General features: G+C 64.6%; 16 protein-coding genes. 12 read left to right on the top strand and 4 right to left on the bottom strand.

The genetic code is table 11. The features are described from left to right. Nucleotides 1-312 precede the first annotated feature (312 nt). A complete protein-coding gene (locus ABC977_RS12645) occupies nt 313-1,554 on the bottom strand; it encodes an ATP-binding protein (RefSeq protein ID WP_369667623.1) in 1,242 nt (413 codons plus the stop codon). A gap of 703 nt (nt 1,555-2,257) precedes the next feature. Beyond that, entirely contained in the window at nt 2,258-5,185 is a 2,928-nt protein-coding gene (locus ABC977_RS12640; RefSeq protein ID WP_369667622.1) for a ribonucleoside-diphosphate reductase subunit alpha, read from the bottom strand. 351 nt (nt 5,186-5,536) lie between these two features. Between ABC977_RS12640 and ABC977_RS12635 the strand changes: the two genes are divergently transcribed. The 3 genes from ABC977_RS12635 to ABC977_RS12625 all read left to right on the top strand — a co-directional run bounded on the left by ABC977_RS12635 (nt 5,537) and on the right by ABC977_RS12625 (nt 10,342). Then, on the top strand, nt 5,537-6,316 hold the full coding sequence (locus ABC977_RS12635) for a c-type cytochrome (protein ID WP_369667621.1): 780 nt from the start codon (nt 5,537-5,539) through the stop codon (nt 6,314-6,316). Between the two features lie 151 nt (nt 6,317-6,467). Beyond that, a complete protein-coding gene (locus ABC977_RS12630; RefSeq protein WP_369667620.1) occupies nt 6,468-7,445 on the top strand; it encodes a malate dehydrogenase in 978 nt (325 codons plus the stop codon). A 143-nt stretch (nt 7,446-7,588) separates the two neighbouring features. Next, nucleotides 7,589-10,342, top strand: a complete 2,754-nt coding sequence (locus ABC977_RS12625) for a phosphoenolpyruvate carboxylase (RefSeq protein WP_369667619.1) — start codon at nt 7,589-7,591, stop codon at nt 10,340-10,342. Between the two features lie 12 nt (nt 10,343-10,354). On the opposite strand, the gene cbiQ is transcribed toward ABC977_RS12625, so the two are convergent. Then, entirely contained in the window at nt 10,355-11,146 is a 792-nt protein-coding gene (gene cbiQ, locus ABC977_RS12620; protein WP_369667618.1) for a cobalt ECF transporter T component CbiQ, read from the bottom strand. An 83-nt stretch (nt 11,147-11,229) separates the two neighbouring features. Beyond that, complete coding sequence (gene cbiM / locus ABC977_RS12615) at nt 11,230-11,862, bottom strand: cobalt transporter CbiM (RefSeq protein ID WP_369667617.1); 633 nt, start codon at nt 11,860-11,862, stop codon at nt 11,230-11,232. A gap of 141 nt (nt 11,863-12,003) precedes the next feature. Between cbiM and ABC977_RS12610 the strand changes: the two genes are divergently transcribed. The 9 genes from ABC977_RS12610 to ABC977_RS12570 all read left to right on the top strand — a co-directional run bounded on the left by ABC977_RS12610 (nt 12,004) and on the right by ABC977_RS12570 (nt 22,453). After that, nucleotides 12,004-12,804, top strand: a complete 801-nt coding sequence (locus ABC977_RS12610; RefSeq protein ID WP_369667616.1) for a BON domain-containing protein — start codon at nt 12,004-12,006, stop codon at nt 12,802-12,804. Between the two features lie 125 nt (nt 12,805-12,929). Beyond that, a complete protein-coding gene (locus tag ABC977_RS12605) occupies nt 12,930-13,991 on the top strand; it encodes an HlyD family secretion protein (RefSeq protein ID WP_369667615.1) in 1,062 nt (353 codons plus the stop codon). Beyond that, on the top strand, nt 13,978-15,720 hold the full coding sequence (locus ABC977_RS12600; protein WP_369667614.1) for an ATP-binding cassette domain-containing protein: 1,743 nt from the start codon (nt 13,978-13,980) through the stop codon (nt 15,718-15,720). The genes ABC977_RS12605 and ABC977_RS12600 overlap by 14 nt, the downstream gene beginning before the upstream one ends. After that, entirely contained in the window at nt 15,720-16,862 is a 1,143-nt protein-coding gene (locus ABC977_RS12595) for an ABC transporter permease (RefSeq protein WP_369667613.1), read from the top strand. The genes ABC977_RS12600 and ABC977_RS12595 overlap by 1 nt, the downstream gene beginning before the upstream one ends. A gap of 6 nt (nt 16,863-16,868) precedes the next feature. Further along, entirely contained in the window at nt 16,869-17,996 is a 1,128-nt protein-coding gene (locus ABC977_RS12590; protein ID WP_369667612.1) for an ABC transporter permease, read from the top strand. Nucleotides 17,997-18,569: 573 nt separating this feature from the next. After that, a complete protein-coding gene (locus ABC977_RS12585; protein ID WP_369667611.1) occupies nt 18,570-19,502 on the top strand; it encodes a metal ABC transporter solute-binding protein, Zn/Mn family in 933 nt (310 codons plus the stop codon). Nucleotides 19,503-19,704: 202 nt separating this feature from the next. Beyond that, entirely contained in the window at nt 19,705-20,415 is a 711-nt protein-coding gene (locus ABC977_RS12580) for a metal ABC transporter ATP-binding protein (protein ID WP_369667610.1), read from the top strand. Beyond that, nucleotides 20,415-21,344: a metal ABC transporter permease gene (locus tag ABC977_RS12575; protein WP_369667609.1), complete on the top strand. Its 930-nt coding sequence runs from the start codon at nt 20,415-20,417 to the stop codon at nt 21,342-21,344. Before ABC977_RS12580 ends, ABC977_RS12575 begins: the two co-directional genes overlap by 1 nt. Further along, entirely contained in the window at nt 21,341-22,453 is a 1,113-nt protein-coding gene (locus ABC977_RS12570; RefSeq protein ID WP_369667608.1) for a metal ABC transporter permease, read from the top strand. Before ABC977_RS12575 ends, ABC977_RS12570 begins: the two co-directional genes overlap by 4 nt. Nucleotides 22,454-22,642 lie beyond the last annotated feature (189 nt).

Raw genomic sequence — 22,642 nt, 5'->3', positions numbered from 1 at the left:
TAGGTTTCTGCTCCATTGTCACCTTTGCCCCACCCCGACTTGGATCTGGACGTCCTGGCAAATGCTCTTTTAGGCGTTCCTCGACTCGCCCCTCTTTTCGCTACACCTGTGTAGAGCGTACTACTGTTCTGGTCTTCGATATTGTAAACCACGGGTTTGTCTTTTCCTAAACCTTCAATACTCTTTTAATCAAATGCACCACTATTCTTTCCGACCATAATTTTCTTTTCGTGCCATCCCGGTCAGACTCCGTTTTCGCCCTGTTCTCGCTTGTCCCTATTTTCGCTTTTGCCGTAATCGCAGAGATAAAAGCTACTGCTCCATATTAATGCTGTGCATGTTTGCAATACGGACATAACTTGGCATCCGAGGATCATTGAATCGATAGACACCCTTTGCAAGTCGTCTCAGTATGGTTCCCCCAGAATCAGATACTAACCGATTAAAATAATTGTTAAGACTGTTTTGGTCTATTTTCCGGCCCCATAGTTTCAGATACTTTTCCCGCAACGCTGCCGCGTTGAATTCTTCTGACCCAAGAAGCGCTGCCGCACATACAATGCGCCGATATTCATCGGTGCCGTAAGATCGGCACGCCTCATCATATTGCCTCTTCAGTCGACCTTCGGAATCATCTACAGCACGCCGCGTCGCTGCTTCGATACCGGCTACGCCAATTTCAGTGCGTCCCTCTGCTATAGCGTCCTCGGCAGCTTTCAGGGCGAGCAAATGCGTGAAGTGTGGATAACCAGAAGAAACTGTCACAATTCGCGTTTTTGCCTGCGCCGTGAATTTTAAGTTTAAGGCTTTTTCCCCTTTATCTACGATTTGCTTCAATTCAATATCAGACATCCGGCCAAGCCGGGTCTCGCGGAGACACCGCTCAACCGATTGGTGTCCATCTGTGAGATCGACACCTGTCTCCGCGATTCCCACCAGCAGAATCTTAAATAGGGAACCTTCGTCACTGAGTTGCTTTATGAGCTCCGCTATCTTGTGACGATCCGAGGGATCACGAAGGGCGTCAAGTTCATCAACTAGAAGCAGACCGTCCAATCCAGAAAGTTTCGCAGCAACCCAACCAGGAGAATCTAGCTCAGACGACAGCCCACGCTCTTTCAAAGTCGTTTCTGAAGTCGTATGGACTCCTCCTCCAAGTCCCGGAATCCCTATATCGGCCTTACCTCCTTCGGCTTTCCGGCTTTCCGACCCAACGACTTGCAAGTTTACTCCAACATGAGCAAGTGGTTCCGCAAACACGGACCTGAAGCTATCAGTACTGTCGCAACGCTTTTTGAAAAACTTGCCGGATGCGAGCCTCTTGAGAAGAAGATCCGAAGCGATGTTCGCTAAGGAACTCTTCCCGACACCTCGATCGCCAAAAAGTAAAGCGTGCTGTCCTGGCGTGTTTAGGTGTTCGATAAGTGACCGAACCTCGAGAGTGCGCCCGAAAAAGAGATCAAGTGAATGAATAGGTTTGTGCGGGGTAAAAATATCTCGGACACGTGATCTTCGAATAAGATCTTCGCGTTCTAAACCAAATGGATCGCTCACCGGTTAACTGCTCCTGATTGCTAACCCCTTTTAATGATAGCCGACGGTTGAGTCGACAGAATCTGGTCCGATTGAGATAGACAGATTCTGCGTGTTTCCATGTCGGGCCCCAGGCATGGGGCTCACCCAGCCACGTCAAGCACCCTGCGATAGGCCGTGTTAGCAGTGGAACCTAGCACATGCCCTGCGGCGACACAATACGCCACACCACGGGTCGATCCAACCGGGTGATCAGACATTGTCCGCGTGCCGAATCGGGAGCTCTTCCCCGCATCACGAACCACGGGGATCGAACTAGCAATAAGCCATAGCCTTACCCATAAGTCGGTCGGTTTCGCCAAATCAGAGCGTTACGAGGAGGTGCTTCTGGGACGCGCATGGTACCGTATCTGCGTTGATCAGGTACTTGCGACGCCCGGTGACCCCGGGGCCGCGGAGATATGGGTAATGGTATGAGCAATAAGCTCCACCGACCGAGATAGACGGAAACAAGCGCTGTTCGGCCAATGCGCGAATGCGCAGCTGCACAATACACAAGCCCGGCTCTGGTCATACCTTCCCAGCATCCAGAAAATGGCGTTGCGCCAATCGATCGAGACCTCCCCATCGTTCGCGACCGCCCTTCTGCGTACTCTTGCCAAGCCAGCCCGGTGCCGCCAAGGCGACGCCCGAGCTGCCCGCGCGCACTGGTCTTCGCGCTTGCCTACTGGCAAGTCTCGCAGTCGGGTTCGAGGATGGAGCAGGTCGTCGGGCGCGTGGCGCCGTTGCCGTTGCCGTTGCCGGGCACCTTGCCATGGCCCTCCACGGCGGCTGAGCCACCAACGGCGTTCAGCCGATTGGCGCGTGTCGCGTCGGCGACCGTCGACTTCTCGACATGGGTGGCGCCCATGGAGCGCAGGTAATAGGTGGTCTTGAGGCCGCGGACCCAGGCGAGCTTGTAGAGGTTGTCGAGCTTCTTGCCGCTCGGCTCGCTCATGTAGAGATTCAGGCTCTGGGCCTGGTCGAGCCACTTTTGGCGGCGGCTGGCGGCCTCGACGAGCCAGCGCGGGTCGATTTCGAACGCGGTGGCATAAAGCGCCTTCAGATCTTCGGGGATGCGATCGATCGGCCACACCGAGCCGTCGTAGTATTTCAGGTCGTTGACCATGACCGGATCCCACAGGTCGCGCGCCTTGAGGTCGGCGACCAGATAGGGGTTCACGACCGTGAACTCGCCGGACAGGTTCGACTTCACGTACAGGTTCTGGTAGGTCGGCTCGATCGATTGGCTGACCCCGACGATGTTGCTGATGGTCGCGGTCGGGGCGATCGCGAGGCAGTTGGAGTTGCGCATGCCGACCGTGCGCACCCGCTCGCGCAGCGCGTCCCAGTCGAGGGTGCGGCTGGTGTCGACTTGCAGATAGCCGCCCCTGCCCTCCTCGAGCAGCTGGTTGCTGTCGATCGGCAGGATCCCGCGGCTCCACAGGCTGCCGGCGAAGCTCGGGTAGCGGCCGCGTTCCTCGGCCAGTTCGGTGCTCGCCTCGATCGCGCAGTAGCTCAGATGCTCGAGGCTCGTGTCGGCGAAGGTCACCGCTTCCTCGCTGGTGTACGGGATGCGCAGCCGATAGAGGGCGTCCTGAAAGCCCATGATCCCGAGCCCGACCGGACGGTGGCGGAGATTGGCCTTGCGCGCCTGCGGGACGCTGTAGAAGTTGATGTCGATGACGTTGTCGAGCATCCGCATCGCGGTGCGGACCGTCTGGCGGAGCCTCGCGGTGTCGAGCCCGTGCTCGTCGACGTGCGCGGCCAGGTTGACCGAGCCGAGATTGCAGACGGCGATCTCCTGATCATTGGTGTGCAGCGTGATCTCGGTGCACAGGTTGGAGCTGTGCACGATGCCGACGTGCTGGTTCGTATAGCGCAGGTTGCATGGGTCCTTGAACGCGATCCAGGGGTGGCCGGTCTCGAACAGCATCGCGAGCATCTTGCGCCACAGATCGACGGCCTTGATGCGCTTGCTGACCCCGAGTTCGCCGCGTTCGGCGCGCGCCTCGTACGCGAGATAGGCCTGCTCGAAGGCCTGGCCGGTCAGGTCGTGCAGATCCGGCGTCTCGTCCGGCGAGAACAGGGTCCAAGGGCCGTCCTCGGCGACGCGCTTCATGAACAGGTCCGGTACCCAGTTGGCCGTGTTCATGTCATGCGTGCGTCGCCGGTCGTCGCCGGTGTTCTTGCGCAGGTCCAGGAACTCTTCGATGTCGATGTGCCAGGTCTCGAGGTAGGCGCAGACCGCCCCTCGGCGCCGGCCGCCCTGGTTCACGGCGACGGCCGTGTCGTTGGCGACCTTGAGGAAGGGCACGACCCCCTGGCTCTTGCCGTTGGTGCCCCGGATATGGGCGCCGAGGCCACGCACCCGCGTCCAGTCGTTGCCCAGGCCGCCGGCGAACTTCGACAGCAGCGCATTGTCCTTGATCGCGCTGTAGATGCCGTCGAGATCGTCGGGCACCGTCGTCAGATAGCAGGAGGACAACTGCGGCCGCAGCGTGCCGGCGTTGAACAGCGTCGGCGTGCTGCTCATGAAGGCGAACGAGGACAGGAGCTCGTAGAACTCGATGGCCCGTTCCTCGCGGTCGATCTCGTCGATCGCCAGACCCATCGCGACGCGCATGAAGAAGGCCTGCGGCAACTCGAAGCGGATGCCGTTCGCGGTATGCAGGAAGTAGCGGTCATACAGGGTCTGAAGCCCCAGGTAGCCGAACTGGAGATCGCGCTCGGGCCTCAGCGCGGCCCCGAGGCGCACGAGATCAAAGGTCGCGAGGCGCCGGTCGAGCAACTCGAGGTCGCCGCCGCGGTGCACGAAGGCGGTGAAATAGTCGCTATAGCGTTCGGCCAGGTCGGCCTGGGTCTCGATGCCGTCGGCCAGCTCCAGATAGCCGAGCGCCTCGCGGCGGAGGATGTCGAGCAGCAGGCGCGCCGCGACCTGGCTGTAGTCCGGGTCCGTCTCGATCAGCGCCCGGGCGCTCATGACCAGGGCCTGACTGACGTCGACCTCGCGCACGCCATCGAACAGGTTGCGTTGCGTGTCGGCGAGGATCCGCTGACCCTCGACACCGGCCAACCCGCGGCAGGCCTCGGCGACGAGCCTCGCAAGGCGGTCGAGATCGAGTGGCCGCGTGGACCCGTCGGCGAGCGTGACCCGGATCGACGCCAGGTTCTTGTCGGCTGGCAGCGCGGCCTTTTCGGCCCGCTCGCGGGCATGCTGTTCGCGATACAGGACGTAGGCACGGGCCACCTTGTGCTCACCGGCGCGCATCAGCGCGAGTTCCACCTGGTCCTGGATGTCCTCGATGTGGACGGTACCGCCGCCCGGCAGGCGGCGAGTCAAGGCGGCGACGACCTGATCGGTCAGCGCCGCGACCTGATCATGGACGCGCCGCGACGCGGCCGCCTGTCCGCCCTCGACGGCGAGAAAGGCCTTGGTCATCGCGACCGTGATCTTGGTCGAATCGAAGTGGGTAACCTGGCCGTTGCGCCGGATCACCTGGACGCGACCCGGCGTCCCGATCTCGTCGGTGGGCCGGTCCGAACCCGGCGGCGTCCAATCGGCGGTGGGAGGCGTATCGAACGAAACCCGTTGCGGCGCGATCGAAGTCATGGCGTTCCTCTTGTGTTGTTTCGGGTTGGTTCGGGGGCGAGGCGTAGCGCGCGGCGCAGACGGAGACCGCCAGCGCAGAGACACAATATATAGTATCTAGAAAGCTAGCAACAACCATATATTGTCTATTAACGTAATGTGTTCGCGAAGAGCCGGCCGCGCGAACGGCCTTGCGCCGACATCGGTCGCACCAGACAGGCGGCCGGCTCGATCACCGTCGGGCCTTTTTGGTTTGCCGAGCGCGGCGCATGGTTGCATCGCCCCGTGGCTGCGCATAACCTCAAGGGGCGAACGAGAGTATGGCGCCGGGGCGACGACTGTGACCGATCGCCAGGCTGATGGAGGACAACGATGAAAGAGACGAGGCTCGCGTGGTCCGTGGCGATCACGCTCCTGATGCCGTTATCGGGTATTTCCGCGGCCCAAACGCCTGCCGAAATCGCCCAGGCCGAGTACGAGGAGGTGCTATCCCTGACGCCGAACGTCGAGAACGGGCGGGAGGTCTACATGGTCTGCTCGGTGTGTCACCGCCCCGAGGGGTGGGGAACGCCGAACGGCAGCTACCCGCAAATCGCCGGCCAACACAGCACCGTGATCATCAAGCAGCTCGCCGATATTCGCGCGCGCAACCGCGAGAATCCGCTGATGTACCCCTTCGCGATACCGGAGATCCTCGGTGGACCGCAGCGGATCGCGGACGTGGCGGCCTATGTGGCGCAGTTGCCGATGACACCGAACAATGGCGTCGGGCCGGGCGAAGACCTCGAGCTTGGCAAGAGGCTCTATGCGCAGGACTGCGCGGACTGCCACGGTGACCGCGGCCAAGGTGACAAGGAAGATCACATCCCGGCCCTGGCCGGGCAGCATTACCATTATCTGATGCGGCAATTCGATTTGATCCGCGAGGGCCGTCGCAAGAACTCCGATCCCAAGATGGTCAAGAAGATCCAAGGCTTCACGCCCCAGGAGCAGGCCGCGGTCGTCGACTACACCTCGAGGTTACGCCCGCCCCCTGAACGAGTCGCCGACGCAGGCTGGACCAACCCCGATTTCCCGGGTTTCGTCCGCGACCGCGCGCCGGATCCGCTACCCCCGGCCTCAGCGACACCGATCATGCCTGGCTTCGAATGACGCCGCGACCGGGCCTGCGCACCGCCTTGCAGGCCCTGGGGACCTGCGCGCGGCGGCGCTGCTACAATGGGAGGTTCCGCCGCGAGCAGGGCTACCGGTGCCAGCGCGGCGGCCATCTCGACAGAAACGAACCCAGAACAGCGAGTCGCCCATGACCCAACCCACAAGAGTCGCCATCACTGGCGCCGCCGGCCAGATCGGCTACCAACTGGCTTTCCGTATCGCCTCCGGTCAGATGCTGGGCCCCAATACGCCCGTCATCCTGCAACTCCTCGAGATCCCGCCGGCCCTGGGCGCCCTCAAGGGCGTCGAAATGGAGCTGCTCGACTGCGCCTTCCCGACCCTCGCGGGCGTGGTGGCGACCGACAAGGCGGAAGAGGCCTTCGCCGACGCCCACTACGCACTGCTGGTCGGCGCGAAGCCGCGCGGCGCCGGCATGGAGCGCAAGGACCTGCTGCTGGAGAACGCCAAAATCTTCTCGGCTCAGGGCAAGGCGTTGAACGATAACGCTGACCGCCAGGTGCGCGTGCTGGTGGTCGGCAATCCAGCCAACACCAATGCGCTGATCGCCTATCGGAACGCGCCCGACCTCGACCCCGCCCGCTTCACCGCCATGACCCGGCTTGACCACAACCGCGCCCTCGCCCAGCTGGCGGCGAAGACCGGCAAGAGCGTCAACGCGATCCGCCAGATGACCCTGTGGGGCAATCACTCCGCCACGCAATACCCGGACATCAGTCACTGCACGGTGGACGGCAAGCCCGCGCCCTCGCTGGTGGACGAGACCTGGGTCCGCGATGACTTCATCCCGACCGTCCAGCAGCGTGGCGCCGCCATCATCAAGGCGCGCGGGGTATCGTCCGCCGCTTCCGCAGCCTCGGCGGCGATCGACCACGTCCGCGACTGGGCACTCGGCAGCCCGGCCGACGACTGGGTCAGCATGGCCGTGCCCTCCGACGGCAGCTACGGCATCACCGAAGGCATCGTCTATTCCTTCCCGGTGCGCTGCAAACAAGGCCGCTGGGAGATCGTGCAGGGGCTCGAAATCAGCGAGTTCAGCCGCACGCGCATGAAGGCCACCGAGGCCGAGCTGCTCGAGGAGCGCGACGGGGTTCGCGACCTGATCTGATAACCCCCGGCCGACAAACAAGGTGGCGACGGCGACGCAGCCTTCGCCACCGACCGAGGGTTCTGAGGCATAGAGGGAACCAATGAGCCGCGTCACGGCCCCACCGGCGTAACGATCGTCGTCACTAGCCGGGAGGAAAAACCATGGCCAGTCGCCTCGACGTCCCGAAGATCGATACCACCTTGGCGCTGCTGATGCGCTCGTTCGCCACCGTGCTCGAAGACCTGGGCGAACGGGAGGTCGCGCGGGCGCTGCCCTGGCGCGAGCTCTGGGGGGACGGTGCGATCGCGGCCGCGTGGCCAGAGGAGAAGGCCGAGTGTTGCCTGCAGGCCTTCTCCATCGCCTTCCAGCTTCTGCATCAGGCCGAGGAGAATGCGATCGCTCAGGGCCGACGGGCCCGCGAAGCAGCCGATGAGCTCGTCCAGGAACCGGGCTCCTGGGACCAGCATCTCGCGCGCCTCGAGGAGGACGGCTTCGATGGCCCGGCAGTCGCCGCGGCGCTGAGGGACCTCCGCGTCGAACCCGTCCTCACCGCCCACCCGACCGAGGCCAAGCGGGAGACCGTGCTCCATCACCATCGGGCACTCTACCGACTGCTGGTCGAGCTGGAAAACACGATGTGGACGCCTTCCGAGCGCGCCGCGCTCGAGGCGAAGGTGACGGCGGGGATCGAGCGGCTCTGGCGCACGGGCGAGGTGTACCTCGAAAAACCCGCAGTCGCCGACGAGCTCCGCAATGTGCTCCACTACCTCCGCCGGGTGTTCCCGACCGCGTTGTCCTGGCTCGAAGAACGCTTGCAGGCGGCCTGGCGTCGGGCGGGTTTCGACCCGGCGCTGCTCGCCGACCCGCTCGCTCGGCCGCGGCTGCTATTCGGCGACTGGGTCGGCGGGGACCGCGACGGACACCCGTTCGTCACCGACGAGGTCACGGCGGTGACGCTTGCGACCTTTCGTCGCGCGGCCCTCGAGTTGCTCGACGAAGAGCTTACCCAGCTCGCCGCCGGTGCCAGCCTGTCCGCCTATCGGCAGACAGCGCCACCGGACTTGGCCCGCTGGATCGAGACCCGCGCCGCAGCGCTGGGCCGATCCGGTGCAGCGGCGCTGGCGCGTAACCCGGACGAGCCTTGGCGCCAAGCCGTCAACCTGCTGCGCGCGGCACTGCCGCTCGCCGAGGGTGAGGCGCCGGACAACGCCTACCGACACGCCGGCGAACTCGAGGCCGACCTGCTGCGGTTGCGGGCCAGTCTCGAGGCGATCGGTGCCGAACGCCTCGCGCAGACGGACGTCGATCCCGTCCTGCACCTGGTGCGCACCTTCGGCTTTCACCTCGCGCGTCTCGATGTCCGCCAGAACAGCGCCTTTCACGATCGGGCGCTCGCGGAACTGCTGGTACTCGCCGGCATCGCGGGCGCGGCAGACTTCCCGGCCTGGGACGAGCCGCGCCGTCGCGAACTGCTCGCGCGCGAGCTCAACGTCGTCCGGCCTTTCGCCCATCCGCGCCATGAGGCGGGCCCCGAGGCCACGGCGGTGCTCGCCTGCTACCGGCTCCTCGCTGCCGAGATCGAACGGCACGGCACCGACGGCCTCGGCGCGCTGATCGTCAGCATGACGCGAAGCGCCGCCGATCTCTTCGCCGTATTCGTGCTGGCCCGCGACGCCGGACTGCTTCGGCGCGACGGCGCCGAGGTCTGGTGCCCGCTTGCGGTGGTACCGCTGTTCGAGACGATCGAGGATCTGCGCACCGCCCCCGAAACCCTCGACGCCTTCCTGCGGGAGCCTGTCGTCCGGCATTCGCTCGAACGACAGGCCGCCGGCGGCGAGCCGGTGCAGCAGGTCATGATCGGCTACAGCGACAGCGGCAAGGACGGCGGCTTTGCCGCGAGCTTCTGGGGACTCTACCGGGCGCAGCAGGCACTGGCCGATGTCGGCGCGCGTCATGGTGTGCGCGTCCGTTTCTTCCACGGCCGCGGCGGCACCATCGGCCGTGGTGCCGGACCGACCCACCGCTTCCTCGCTGCGCTTCCTCCCGGCACGCTGGGCGGCGACCTGCGAGTCACCGAACAGGGCGAGATCATTGCCCAGAAGTACGCCAACCGCGTCACGGCCGTGCACCACCTCGAGCTCCTGCTCGCGGGGACGCTCGGCAGGACGTTGCGCGATCGAAATGGCGGCGATGACCCGGCCGAGCTGCTCGAGATCATGGACCGGCTCGCCGAATCGAGTCTGCGCGCCTACCGCGCCCTCGTCGAGGAGCCGGGTTTCCTCTCTTTCTTCGAATGTGCGACGCCGATCGACGCGATCGAGCAGAGCCGCATCGGCTCCAGGCCCGCCCGGCGCACGGGCCAGCGGACGCTTCAAGACCTCAGGGCCATCCCCTGGGTCTTCGCCTGGAACCAGGCGCGCTTCGTGCTGCCGGGCTGGTTCGGTCTCGGCACGGCGCTCGAAACACTGGCGACGGAGGCACCCGAGGCGTGCGACGCCCTGATACACGCCAAGACCGCAGACGGCGAGCGGTGGGCACCGGTCCACTACATGCTGAGCAACGCCGCCACCGCGTGGGCCCAGGCATCGCCTGACATCATGCGGCTTTACGCCGAACTCGTGCCCGACGACGCGGTACGCGGGCGCCTGCTTCAACAGATCCTCGACGAACACTCGCGCACCGGAGAGGTACTCGAGCGTCTCTACGACACCCCGTTCGCCGCGGCGCGCCCGTGCCTCCATCGCGTCCTCGAGATCCGACATCGAGCGCTGGTGCCCCTTCACCACCATCAGGTCGGCTTACTGCGTCGCTGGCGCGCGGCCAGGGATGCCGGCAGCGCCGGGGCCGACTCGCTCCTGCCGACGCTGCTGTTGAGCGTCAACGCGATCGCCGGCGGCCTAGGCGCCACGGGCTGATCGCTCGGCCGCTCAGTGAAAGCCGCCGAACCAGGCGTCGAACGACAGCAGCGCCGCGCAGACCAGGATCACGAGCCCGGCGAACAGGGCATCGATCGGGCGAAAACGCAGGGTATCGAGCAACAGGATCTGACCGGTAAAACCACGGCAGCGCATGGCCGCGAGGATCCGCTCGGAGCGCTCGAGGCTGCGCACGAGCAGCATCCCGACCAGATATCCCAGTGTACGATAGGTGTGCCAGTTATTCCCCGGCTGGAAGCCGCGCACGCGCATCGCGGTGCGCAGCCGCGCGTATTCGCGGCCGATGACGTCGAGGTAGCGCACCGTGAAGAGCAGGAGATGCACGAGCGCCGGGGGCATCCGCAGGCGCGCGAGGGACCGACCCAGCGTCGTGCCATCGAGTGCCCCCACGAGACCGAGCGACGCGAGCAGGATCGCATTGGCCTTCAGCAGGATGTGGATGGCCTGCTCGAACCCTTCGGCGCTCGCGACCAAGCCGTGCCACTCGAGAATCGGCGTACCTGGGACCGAGAAGGGCAAGGAAGCCAGGATGAACAGCATCAGCATATCCACCACCAGCAATCGGCGCGCGACGGTCCGCCAGCGCAGTCCCGCGAGCGCCGCGACGAGGAATGCCACGCCGACGGCCGCCAACAAGGCCGGCGTATCGGACAAGGTCACGACGGACACGGCAAAGAACAGGGCGGCCAGGATCCGCACGCGCGGATCGAGTGCCACGAGCGGACCCATGGCGCGCGCCCCCGTATCGAGGAGCGAGCCGGACGAGTCAGAACCGATGGCCATCCGCCACCCGATGGGCCTGCGCGGCGGCCTTGACCGCCATCGCGACGACGGGGACCAGGACCGATGGCGTCGCATGCGCACGATCAGCCATCGAGATTTCTCGCGATTGCGCCCGTCGGCAGGCCGAACAGCTCCGGTTTGACCAGGCGAACCAATGTCACCGCCGCGGCACACAGCAGGGCCTCGACGACGATCACCGGCAGGTGCGCGAGCAGGATCAACTGCGCCGCCGGCCAGTAGTGCTCGCCGCTCAGGGCCAAGGCCAAGGCCACGATCCCGACCGTGAACAGGATCGCGACACCGCCGCCGAACGCGCCCCAGACGGACGCGATCGGCGCGCGCGCCGAACGCACCCCGCGACGACACAGGTAATGCACCAGCACGGCCGGCCCCGCTAGGGCCAGCGTGTTGACGCCGAGAACGGTCACGCCACCGAAACCGAAGAACACGGCCTGCAGCAACAGGGCGATGAACAGGGCTGGAAACGCGGCCCAACCGAGGACCAGCCCGACCAACCCATTGAGCAGAAGATGGACGTTCGACGGCCCGACCGGGACATGGATCAGCGCGGCGACGAAAAAGGTCGCGCTCAACACACCGGCGGCCGGGATCCGCTCGAAATCCAGGTCCTTCAGCCCGCGCGCGACCCCGGCGATGGTCAGCGCGGTACCCGCGACGATCACCGGGGTCGCGAGAACGCCGTCAACGATGTGCATCGGAACCTCTTCTGCTATTTGCCGTGTCGCGCGTCCCGCGGTCGCCGCCGAGGAGATCGGGTCACTGCGCCGTCTTCGCTCAAGCTTCTGATTGCGGTTACCATACCGGACATCAACAGCCGTCACGAGGATCGGGACACGATGCCTGCTCTACCCTTCCGCGCTACCCTTTTCGCAGCGGTCTGGCTCGCCGCGTCGCTGCTGGCCGCGCCGTCTTTCGCCGAGACAGCGACGGCGGCGAAGATCCAGACCCTGCTCACGATCAACGAACATCTGAGCGGGTACCCGATCCGCGTCAGCGAGACCGACGAGGGTCTGCGCCTAGAGGGGACCGTCAGCAACGACGTCGAACGCGACCTGGCCTCCGCGTTGGCTGGCCTGGTGGCCGGTCGTACCCGCATCGACAATGCACTGACGCTCGGTGGCGAGCTCGCCGACGAGCCGAGCAGACTAGCCAAACAGGTGCAGGATCTCAATACGGCAGTGCGGCTGCAACAGCCGCTCGATTGGAAGGTGAGCCTGGCCGGAGCCGATGTTCGCTTCGAGGTCGACGACGGCACCATCCGTCTGCACGGCCGGGTCGGCAGCACTCAGACCGCCGACCGGCTGACCACGCTGGCGAACCACACCGACGGCGTGCACGAGGTGTTCAATTATCTGGCCGTCGATTCCGCGCTGATATCGGCCGAGCGCGATGCACAAGCGACCGCGGCCGAGGCCGAACGGCCGGATGCCTGGATCGAGCGACGCCTCCGAAAACTGTTGATATTCAACACCAGCGTGAACGCCAACACCATCGAACCGGTCGTCAACAACGGGGCCGTCGTCTTGCGCGGCACCGTGTCGTCCACCGTGGAGCGACAGATCGTCGAGTCCCTCGCCGAGGATCTGGTCGGGGTGCGCGAGGTGACATCGCTGCTGATCATCGACTCGCCGATGTAGCCACCGTGCGCCGCAAGTCCGCGCCGTGCGGACGGCTTGCCCGATCGACCCGGGCGGGGCCGGCACCGAGGATCGGTGAACTCGAAGACCTCGAGTGACCGCGAGTGACCGCGAGTGACCGCGTCATGATGAAGAAACCTCGGCTAGTCATTGGCCTGTTCCTCTCGGCGGCGACGCTGGCAGCGCTGGTCTATCTGTTGGGACTCGAGCGCTCGGCCAATCAGGCGCGCGCCGATCGGCTGGTGCTCTACGGTCACATCGACGTGCGCCAGGTCGATCTGGCGTTCGAGGTGAGCGGGCGCATCGCATCCATGTCGGTGTCCGAGGGCGCTTCGGTCGTGCAAGGCGAGACGCTCGCCCGGCTCGACGCGCGCCGCCCGACGCTCGCCCGCGCAATGGCCGAGGCGCGGGTCGAGGCCCAACGCGCCGAACTGCGCGAGCTGCTGGCCGGCGCGCGCCCGGAGGAGATCGCCAAGCTGCGGGCCGATCTGGAGGCCGCGCGGACCGAGGCGCTCAACGCCCGCCAGCATGCCGAACGCGCCAAAGAACTGGCCGCGCGCAAGCTCGTCTCGCCGCAGGACCATGACGATGCACGGAGCGCGGCCGAGGCCGCCGAGGCGCGCGCCGGGGCCGTGAAAGCCAGTCTGGATTTGGTGCTCGCCGGCACCCGTACCGAGGAGATCGACGCGGCACGCGCGCGTCTCCTGGCGCTGGAAGCCGAGTTGCACGCCGCCGAGATCGATCTCGAGGATACGAGCCTCGCGGCGCCGACGACTGGCGTCATCCAGAATCGCCTCTTGGAGCCTGGCGATATGGCCTCGGCGCTGCGCCCCGTCTACAGGCTCACACTGACCGAACCGCTTTGGGCGCGCGTCTATCTCGCCGGTCCGGATCTGGGGCGCGTCGCGCCGGGGCAGCCAGCCGCGATCTTCAGCGATAGTTTTCCGGGGCGCGCCTACCCCGGCTGGGTCGGCTATATCGCTCCCAACGCCGAGTTCACGCCCAAGACGGTGCAGACCACCGAGCTTCGCACCGATCTCGTCTATCAGGCACGGGTGTTCGCCTGCAACCCACGCGGGGAACTGCGTCAAGGGATGCCGGTGACGGTCGAGATCGATCTGGCCGCCGCACCGCTCGCAACGCCCGGTTGCGGCCCCGAGGCCAACTCGACCCATGAGGCGCGCTGAATCCTCTCCTCCGCTGCGCATCGCGCATCTCGTCAAACGTTTCCGGCGGGCAGGACAGGTCATCGAAGCGCTCACCGACATCTCCTGCACCCTCGCGCCGGGGGCGGTGACCGGACTTGTCGGCCCGGATGGGGCCGGAAAGACGACCCTGATGCGCGTTGTCGCGGGCTTGCTCCGACCGGATGCCGGCCGGGTCGAGGTACTGGGACTGGATGTCACCGCCGAACCGCTCGCCGTTCAGTCGTGCATTGGCTATATGCCGCAGCGCTTCGGGCTCTACGAGGATCTGAGCGTACGCGAGAATCTGGATCTCTACGCCGATCTCCAGCAAGTGCCCGAGGCGGCACGCCGCGAGCGCTATGCGCATCTGATGGACATGACCGGGCTCGGCCCCTTCCTGGGACGTCTGGCCGGACGGCTCTCGGGCGGCATGAAACAGAAGCTGGGCCTGGCCTGCACCCTGGTCGCACCCCCGCGACTGCTGTTGCTCGACGAGCCGACGGTCGGGGTCGACCCGGTCTCGCGGCGCGAGCTGTGGTCGATCGTCCATCGACTCGTCGAACAGGAGGGCATGAGCGTGCTGCTCTCGACCGCTTACCTGGACGAGGCCGAGCGCTGCGCCGATGTGATCCTGTTGCACGCTGGCCGGCTGATCGACCAAGGGCCACCCGAATGTTTCACGGAACCATTGCGCGGTCGCGTTTTCGAGATCGCCGTGACGCCCGCGACGCGGCGCGCGCGCCGTGCCGAATTGAGCCGACGACCGGGCGTGGTCGATGCGGCGCTACAGGGCGAGTCGATTCGCGTCATCCTCGATGCGGCGAGTGCGCAAGAATTCCCACCAGAGCACGAGCCCGAAGGGAGTGACTGGCAGCGGGTTCGGCCGCGACTCGAGGATAGCTTCGTCGAACGGCTGAGCAACGGAGCACGCGCCGCTCCCCGGTCCGACGCACGCAAGAGGTCACGCCTGGCCGGCACGGCGATCGAGGTCGAGTCACTCCACCGCGTCTTCGGCGACTTCGTGGCGGTGAAGGACGCGAGATTCAGCGTCGAGCCCGGCGAGGTCTTCGGACTCCTGGGCGCCAATGGCGCCGGCAAGACCACCACCTTTCGGATACTGTGCGGACTGCTGCCGCCAACCGCTGGGCAAGTGCGCGTGGCCGGCGTGGACCTGCGCCGCGCGCCGGCCGAGGCGCGTCGGCGGGTCGGCTATATGTCGCAGAGCTTCGCGCTCTACACCAATCTCACGGTACGCCAGAATCTCGACTTCTTTGCCCGCGCCTATGGGTTACGCGGTCGCCACGCCCGGGCGCGGATCGACTGGGCGCTGGAGTCCTTCGAGCTGGCGGCGCTGACGACAGCCGACAGCGGCACCTTGCCGCTCGGCTACAAGCAGCGTCTGGCCATGGCCGCTGCCCTGATGCACGAGCCTCACATCCTCTTTCTCGACGAACCCACGTCAGGGGTCGATCCGCTGGCACGCCGCGAATTCTGGGACCGGATCAACGCGCTGGCCGAGGAAGGCGTGACGATCCTGGTCACGACGCACGTCTTGCCCGAGGCCGAATATTGCGATCGGGTCGCGATCCTCGCAGCCGGCGAGATCCTGGCCCTGGGCACCCCCGCCGCGATCAAGGCGCGCGCCGCGACCCCCGAGCAACCCTGCCCCGAGCTGGAAGACGCCTTCATCCGGCTGATCGAGACGCACGCGCATGGTGGACCCGCCTGATGCCGCACTGGATGTCACGCCGATTGCTCGGGCTGCTGCGCAAGGAGTGGTTGCAGATCCTGCGCGACCCTTCGAGTCTTGCGATCGCCTTCGTCCTGCCCGGCGGACTGCTCTTGCTGTTCGGCTATGGGGTGTCGCTCGATGCCAGACAGGTGCCGGTCGGCCTCGTGATCGAGCAGCCGAGCACAGCGGCCCAATCGTTCACGGCCGCCTTCCAGAATTCACCCTATTTCGAGCCACGCCTCTACGCGACGCTCCAGGACGGGCGCGAGGCGGTGCGCCGTCATCATGTGAAGGGCTTGGTGGTGCTGCCGAGTGATTTCAGTCAGCGCATCGCGGGCGCCAGCACGGGCTCGGCCGAGGCACCGATCGGCGTCATCCTCAATGGCGTCGATGCCAACTCGGCGCGCCTGCTGCAAGGCTACATCCAAGGCGTTTGGTCGAACTGGCTGCAACAGGAAAGCGATGCGCACGGGCTCGGCCTCGGCCTCGTCGAGCCGGTCGCGGCCGAGATCCGTGTCTGGTTCAACCCGGAGCTGGAGAGCCGCCACTTCTTGGTGCCTGGACTCTTGGTAGTCAACATGACCCTGGTCGGCGCCCTGCTCACAGCGCTGGTGTTCGCGCGGGAATGGGAACGCGGCACGCTCGAGGCGCTGCTCGTCACGCCGGTGACCATCGACGAGATCCTGATCGGCAAGCTGCTCCCCTACTTCGTACTCGGTTTGGGCGGGATGGTGTTGTCGGTGCTGATGGCGCTCGGGCTTTTCGATGTGCCGCTGCGGGGTTCGTTTTGGGTGCTGGCGCTCTGCTCGACACTCTTTTTGCTGACCGCGCTCGGCATGGGCTTGCTGATCTCGATCGTCACGCGCAATCAGTTTCTCGCCGGTATGATCGCGCTCCTCGTCACCTTTCTGCCGGCCTTCCTGCTCTCGGGCTTCCTGTTCGACATCGACAGCATGCCGACGCCCGTGCGCGCGCTGACCTATCTGGTCGCGGCTCGCTATTTCGTGACCATCCTGCAAACGCTCTTTCTGGCCGGAGACGTCTGGAGCCTGATCCTGCCGAACGCGGCGGCGCTGGCGCTGATGGCCGGTGCCTTGCTCGGGCTCAGCCGACGGCTGCTGCATAAGCGCCTCGAATAACGGCCGATGACCCCGATCAGCCCCCTGTTCACCCGCCTATTGGCGCTCACGGTCAAGGAATTCCTGGCCCTGTTTCGCGACAAGCGCAGCCGGATCGTGGTCATCGTGCCACCGCTGATCCAGCTGCTGGTGTTCGGTTACGCCGCCTCCTTCGATCTGCACCGCATCGACTACGCCGTGCTCGATCGCGATGGCGGCGCGGCGGCGCGTGAACTGCTCGCTCGCTTCGAGGGCGCCCCGAGCTTCGCCTTCGCCGGCCATCTGAATCACCCCGACGCGATCGGCGCGCACATCGACCGGCGCGCCGTGCGGCTGGTGATCCAGATCCCGCCGCGGTTCAGTGCCGACCTGAGCGGGGGACGCACCGCCTCGGTCCAGATCCTGGTCGATGGGCGCAATTCCAACAGTGCCCAAGTCGTGAGAAACGATGTCGTGCGCATCCTGGCCGACTTCAACCGCGACTGGGCAAGTGCGCAGGGCCTGCCGGGTCTGCCGACGCGGCTCGTCATCCGCGCCTGGTACAACCCCAACCTGGAGAGCCGCTGGTTCTTCGTCTCCGGCCTGGTAGGCTTGCTGACGCTGGTCGTGACCATGATGGTGACGGCCTTATCGGTCGCCCGCGAGCGCGAACAGGGCACCTTCGATCAGCTCCTGATGACGCCGCTGCGTCCGGCCGAGATCCTGATCGGCAAGGCCTTGCCCGGTGTCCTGATCGGCGTCGTCCAAGCCTCGTTGGTGATGACCATCGCGGTGTTCTGGTTCGAGATTCCCCTGACCGGGGATCTTCGGGCACTCTACAGCGGTGTGCTGCTCTTCGCGTTGGCGGCCGTGGGCATCGGTTTGATGATCTCCGCGCTCGCCGCCACGCTGCAACAGGCGCTGCTCGGGGCCTTTCTGTTCATGGTACCGGCGGTGATCCTCTCGGGATTCGCCACACCCATCGACAACATGCCGGCGGCCGTGCAGGCCCTGACACTCATCGATCCTCTGCGCTATTACCTGGTCATCTTGCGCGGCGTCTTTCTGGAAGGCGCCGGTTTCGGTCAGGTGTGGCCGCAATTGTGGCCGCTTGCTCTGATCGCGCTGTTCACGCTCGGCGCGGCCGGCTGGCTTTTTCGCCATCGGCGGTATTGAGGCGAGCCGTCCCGGCCCTCGGGCGATGGGCGCCGATCTGCGTCAACGCAGAAGGATCGCCAGCCAGCCCGTCAGCGATCCCGCGGGAACGCCTGACGCGTACTCGGGAAGCGCGGAACCACACGGTGCTTCGCCAATGAACCGGATCCCTGAATTGATCCCTGAACTGGGTGAAATTGGCGGACATCCGATATCGGTTCTCCGATGAAATCCTGTATGCTACATGGGTCGAGAATAAGGCAAACCCTGGAGCATTGCCTGTCGGGTGGTGCTCGAAACAGGCATCCCTACCCCGCATCGGCGCTTTGCGTTTTCCGACGTGCCCGTGTGACAGACAAGAGGTGCGGGTTGCTCTAACTGAAGTTCCAGGCTCTCATGGGGACCTTGAAAAATTGCCATCCGGGCAATTTTTCCAGACGCGAAGCGAAAATGCGATTCTCGCTTCGCTTCATTTTCAGTCGCTTAGGCGACTGAAAATGGCGGGGCATCCTTGCCCCGAGCGGGCACCTTGAATCTTTCAAGGTGCCCTCATGCAACGAGACTCTCGAGAACGGATCACGGGAGAAAAAGCAGATGCGATTTCTATTGCACGGACTTCTGCTATCGGCGCTGCTTCTTGGTGTCGCCGGATGCGAGACGGGTGGAGAAGATGACGACCGCCTCAGAGTGGTCGCGACGACGAACATCATCGGCGACCTGGTCAGGACCATTGGTGGAGACGACATATCGCTTGCCAGCTTAATGGGCCCGGGCATCGACCCGCACCTCTACCGAGCCAGCGAGGGTGACGCGCATCGAATGAGCCGCGCGGATATCGTCTTCTATAATGGCCACCACCTCGAAGGACGGATGACCGACCTGTTCGAGCAAATGGGCCAGCGCGGCGTCCGAACGGAAGCCCTCGCCGAAGTCATTCCCGATGGCCTGCTGATCTCTTCGCCGGACTATCCCGGCCATCGAGACCCCCACGTCTGGCTGGATGTCTCGCTATGGCAAATCGTCGCGGAGCACGTGCGTGATGTCCTGGTCGCAATGGATCCGGACAATGCCGAGGGATTCCGCGCGCGTACGGCTGCGCTGCTCGACGAAATGGCAGAGCTCGATTCGTATCTGCATGAACGGGCAAGCGCGGTTCCCGATCCGCGTCGCGTGCTCTTGACATCGCACGATGCCTTCAAATATTTCGGAAAAGCCTACGGTTTCGACGTCCGGGGTCTGCAAGGAATCAGCACCGCCACGGAAGCGGGCACCGCCGACGTTCAACGCATGGCAGAATTCATCGTAGAACGGCAGATTCCTGTGCTGTTCGCTGAGTCGTCCGTGCCAGAAAGGGGTATTGAAGCCGTACGCCGCGCAGCCCAGGCCAAAGGTTTTAACGCGACCCTCGGCGGTACGCTCTACGGCGATGCACTCGGGGATCGAGGGACGCCGGAAGGTACCTACATCGGTATGATGCGTCACAACATCGACACCATCGTGGAGGGACTCCTGCGCGACCCCAACTGACGCCTTCGGGGCTCGTTCGCAACCTCGGCCGTCGCGGCACTTGGGCGCACGGGCGATAGGGCATTGCTGACACCGCAGTGGGGCACCGACCAGCCATGGAGCCTTTGGCGACGGCCCCAATGAGCGAGACTCACTTCTGCTGAGCGACCACGATACTTACCCCGACATGTCGACTCCTGCCCTAACCGTGCGCGATCTCTCGATGGCCTATCGCGACAAACCCGTCTTGTGGGACATCGACTGGACGGTGGAGCAAGGCGATCTCGTGGCCATTGCAGGTCCGAATGGAGCCGGCAAGAGTACGCTGTTGAAGGCTGTACTCGGCCTGGTCCAACCCGCTTCCGGCCAGATTCGCGTGCTTGGGCGGCCATATCGCGACGTGCGTGAGCAGGCCGCGTACGTTCCACAGCGCACCAGTGTGGACTGGGATTTCCCCACGAACGTGCTGGACGTCGTACTGATGGGATTGTACGGGCAGATCGGGTGGTTCAAGCGCCCGGGCAAGAAAGAGCGGACGGAGGCGATGCACGCGCTCGAAAAGGTCGGCATCGCACACCTCGCCGAGCGGCAGATCAGCGAGCTATCCGGCGGTCAACAACAGCGGACGTTTCTCGCACGTGCCCTCGTTCAGGACGCTCGGCTCTATCTCATGGACGAACCCCTTCAAGGGGTAGATGCGACGACGGAACGCACCATCATCGAGATTCTGCGCGAACTTCAATCGGACGGGAAAACCGTGGTGGTTGTGCATCACGACCTACAGACGCTACCTCGGTATTTCGACTCGGTCCTCTTGCTCAATGTCCGCCGTATTGCGGCAGGCGCCGTCCGCGAGGTCTTCACGACAGAAAATCTGCGGCAAACCTATCGCGGACGCATCGCCTTCGTGGAGACGCCAAAGGAGGGCGGTTGATGGAGGTCTTGTCCAATCTCGTACAACCCCTTTTCGCTGATTACACCCTGCGCACCGTCGCCTTGGGTTCCACCGTGCTTGGACTCGTGAGTGGCGCCTTGGGTACCTATGCCGTCTTACGCGGGCAAAGCCTCATCGGCGATGCCATTTCACACGCGGCGCTTCCGGGAATCGCGCTCGCCTTTCTGATCACGGGCAGCCGTGTGACGCTCGTGCTCCTGCTCGGGGCTTTGGCTGCCGGATGGCTCGCCACGATCTGCGTCATGGCCGTGACGCAGAACCGACGCGTGAAATACGACACCGCACTCGGCCTCGTTCTAACGGTATTCTTCGGCATCGGGCTTCTTTTGTTGACCTATCTTCAACAGACAGCCGGCGCCCGACAGGCCGGACTCGACACCTTTCTGTTCGGGCAGGCTGCCACACTGGTCACCGAGGATGTGTGGACGATGGCCTTCCTCGGTTCGATCGCGCTGGCGGGGATCGGGCTCTTCTGGAAGGAGTTCAAGCTGCTGTCCTTCGACCCCGCCTTCGGCAGAACCCTGGGTCTTCCGATGCGCGCGCTCGATGTGCTCTTGATGACCCTGATCGCGGTCGCGATTGCGATCGGTCTGCAGACGGTCGGTGTCGTCTTGATGAGCGCCATGCTGATCGCCCCGGCGGCAGCGGCCCGGCAGTGGACCAATCGTCTCAGTACGATGGTCGGTCTGTCCGCGCTGTTCGGCGTGCTTGCCGGCGTTTCGGGCACGCTTGTCAGCAGCGCCTTCGCCAACCTACCGACCGGGCCGACGATCGTCATGGCCGTCAGCCTGATCGTCGCCTTCTCGCTGCTGTTTGCGCCGGCACGTGGCATCGTCTGGCGCCGTAGAGTTGCCGGCGAGCTGACCGACGCAAAGGCGGACATGATGGACGGGGAGCCGCCCCGTTGACCATCACGCAAATCGAGATACAACTGGTGGCCATCGTGGTGGCGGCCGCCTGCGCGCTACCCGGCGTTTATCTGGTGCTCCGCGGTATGGCCATGATGAGCGATGCCATCAGTCACGCCATCTTGCCAGGCATCGTGATCGCCTTCTTGATCGTCGGGAACCTGAACTCGCCGCTCCTGATCGTGGGAGCGGCCCTGATGGGACTCATCACCGTCGTGCTCGTGGAAGTGCTTACTCGCTCCGGCCTCGTGAGGGAAGACACGGCCATCGGACTCGTTTTCCCCGCTCTTTTCAGCATCGGCGTCATCTTGATTGCGCGGTATGCCGGGGATATCCACCTCGATCTGGACGCCGTCTTGCTGGGCGAGCTCGCGTTCGCACCCTTCAACCGACTCGAGATTGCCGGGGTCGATCTCGGCCCCCAGGGCCTGTACGCGATGGGCGCGATTGGATTGATGAACCTGGTTTTCATCCTGCTCTTCTACAAGGAGCTGAAGCTGGCTACCTTCGATGCCGCGCTCGCATCGACCCTTGGGTTCGCCCCCGTCGCTCTTCACTACCTGTTGATGGGATTGGTCTCGCTCACGGCGGTGGCGGCCTTCGATGCGGTCGGCGCCATTCTGGTGGTAGCCCTTATCGTTGGCCCACCCGCCGCGGCGCGACTGCTCACCGACCGGCTTGGTACAACGCTCGTGTTGAGCGTCGCGCTGGGCGTCGCCTGCGCCATTTCCGGCTACTGGCTTGCGCACTGGCTGGATGCGTCCATTGCCGGCAGCATGGCAACCATGGTGGGCGTCTGCTTCACCGCCGCGTTTCTGTTCGCCCCGGTTCACGGGTACGTCGCGCAGCAACGATCGAGGCGGAAACAGCGCTGGTCCTTTGCCAGAAGGGCGCTACTCATTCATCTGCTCCAGCACGAGCGGTTGCCCGAGGCAGAATGGGAGTGCCACGCGGATCACCTGCAGGATCATTTCTCCTGGGACCTGTCCTTTGCCGAAAGCGTCATCAACCAGGCCATCGAGCGGGATTCCATCACGCTGGAAGATGGACGACTACGCCTCACATCGGGCGGCCGTTCCCTGGCGGAAAAGCTGTTGGGCGATCACTGATGTCCGAGGAGGTCGGTCCCGCTTCCTCGATGCGACGGCCACCATCATCGCCGTGTCCTGCGGCAACCCCCGCTACGATCCGAGCAGGCGCCAACCAGCCGCACGACGATGGCGTCACAAGGCGCTATCGACACGGTGCATCGAAGATTTCGGACGTCGCAGGATCGAAGCGCCTGGCGCACAGCACCA

Origin of the sequence: Thioalkalicoccus limnaeus, assembly GCF_041197575.1 — a bacterium.
GTDB lineage: Bacteria > Pseudomonadota > Gammaproteobacteria > Chromatiales > Chromatiaceae > Thioalkalicoccus > Thioalkalicoccus limnaeus.
Note: the sequence above shows the minus strand (reverse complement) of the source record. Positions and strands in the feature narration are given on the sequence as shown.

What these genes read in the sequence shown, in the direction of transcription:
- ABC977_RS12640 (WP_369667622.1), bottom strand. Translation starts at nt 5,185, where the DNA reads ATGACTTCGATCGCGCCGCAACGGGTTTCGTTCGATACGCCTCCCACC.
- ABC977_RS12635 (WP_369667621.1), top strand. Translation starts at nt 5,537, where the DNA reads ATGAAAGAGACGAGGCTCGCGTGGTCCGTGGCGATCACGCTCCTGATG.
- ABC977_RS12630 (WP_369667620.1), top strand. Translation starts at nt 6,468, where the DNA reads ATGACCCAACCCACAAGAGTCGCCATCACTGGCGCCGCCGGCCAGATC.
- ABC977_RS12625 (WP_369667619.1), top strand. Translation starts at nt 7,589, where the DNA reads ATGGCCAGTCGCCTCGACGTCCCGAAGATCGATACCACCTTGGCGCTG.
- cbiQ (WP_369667618.1), bottom strand. Translation starts at nt 11,146, where the DNA reads ATGGCCATCGGTTCTGACTCGTCCGGCTCGCTCCTCGATACGGGGGCG.
- cbiM (WP_369667617.1), bottom strand. Translation starts at nt 11,862, where the DNA reads ATGCACATCGTTGACGGCGTTCTCGCGACCCCGGTGATCGTCGCGGGT.
- ABC977_RS12610 (WP_369667616.1), top strand. Translation starts at nt 12,004, where the DNA reads ATGCCTGCTCTACCCTTCCGCGCTACCCTTTTCGCAGCGGTCTGGCTC.
- ABC977_RS12605 (WP_369667615.1), top strand. Translation starts at nt 12,930, where the DNA reads ATGATGAAGAAACCTCGGCTAGTCATTGGCCTGTTCCTCTCGGCGGCG.
- ABC977_RS12600 (WP_369667614.1), top strand. Translation starts at nt 13,978, where the DNA reads ATGAGGCGCGCTGAATCCTCTCCTCCGCTGCGCATCGCGCATCTCGTC.
- ABC977_RS12595 (WP_369667613.1), top strand. Translation starts at nt 15,720, where the DNA reads ATGCCGCACTGGATGTCACGCCGATTGCTCGGGCTGCTGCGCAAGGAG.
- ABC977_RS12590 (WP_369667612.1), top strand. Translation starts at nt 16,869, where the DNA reads ATGACCCCGATCAGCCCCCTGTTCACCCGCCTATTGGCGCTCACGGTC.
- ABC977_RS12585 (WP_369667611.1), top strand. Translation starts at nt 18,570, where the DNA reads ATGCGATTTCTATTGCACGGACTTCTGCTATCGGCGCTGCTTCTTGGT.
- ABC977_RS12580 (WP_369667610.1), top strand. Translation starts at nt 19,705, where the DNA reads ATGGCCTATCGCGACAAACCCGTCTTGTGGGACATCGACTGGACGGTG.
- ABC977_RS12575 (WP_369667609.1), top strand. Translation starts at nt 20,415, where the DNA reads ATGGAGGTCTTGTCCAATCTCGTACAACCCCTTTTCGCTGATTACACC.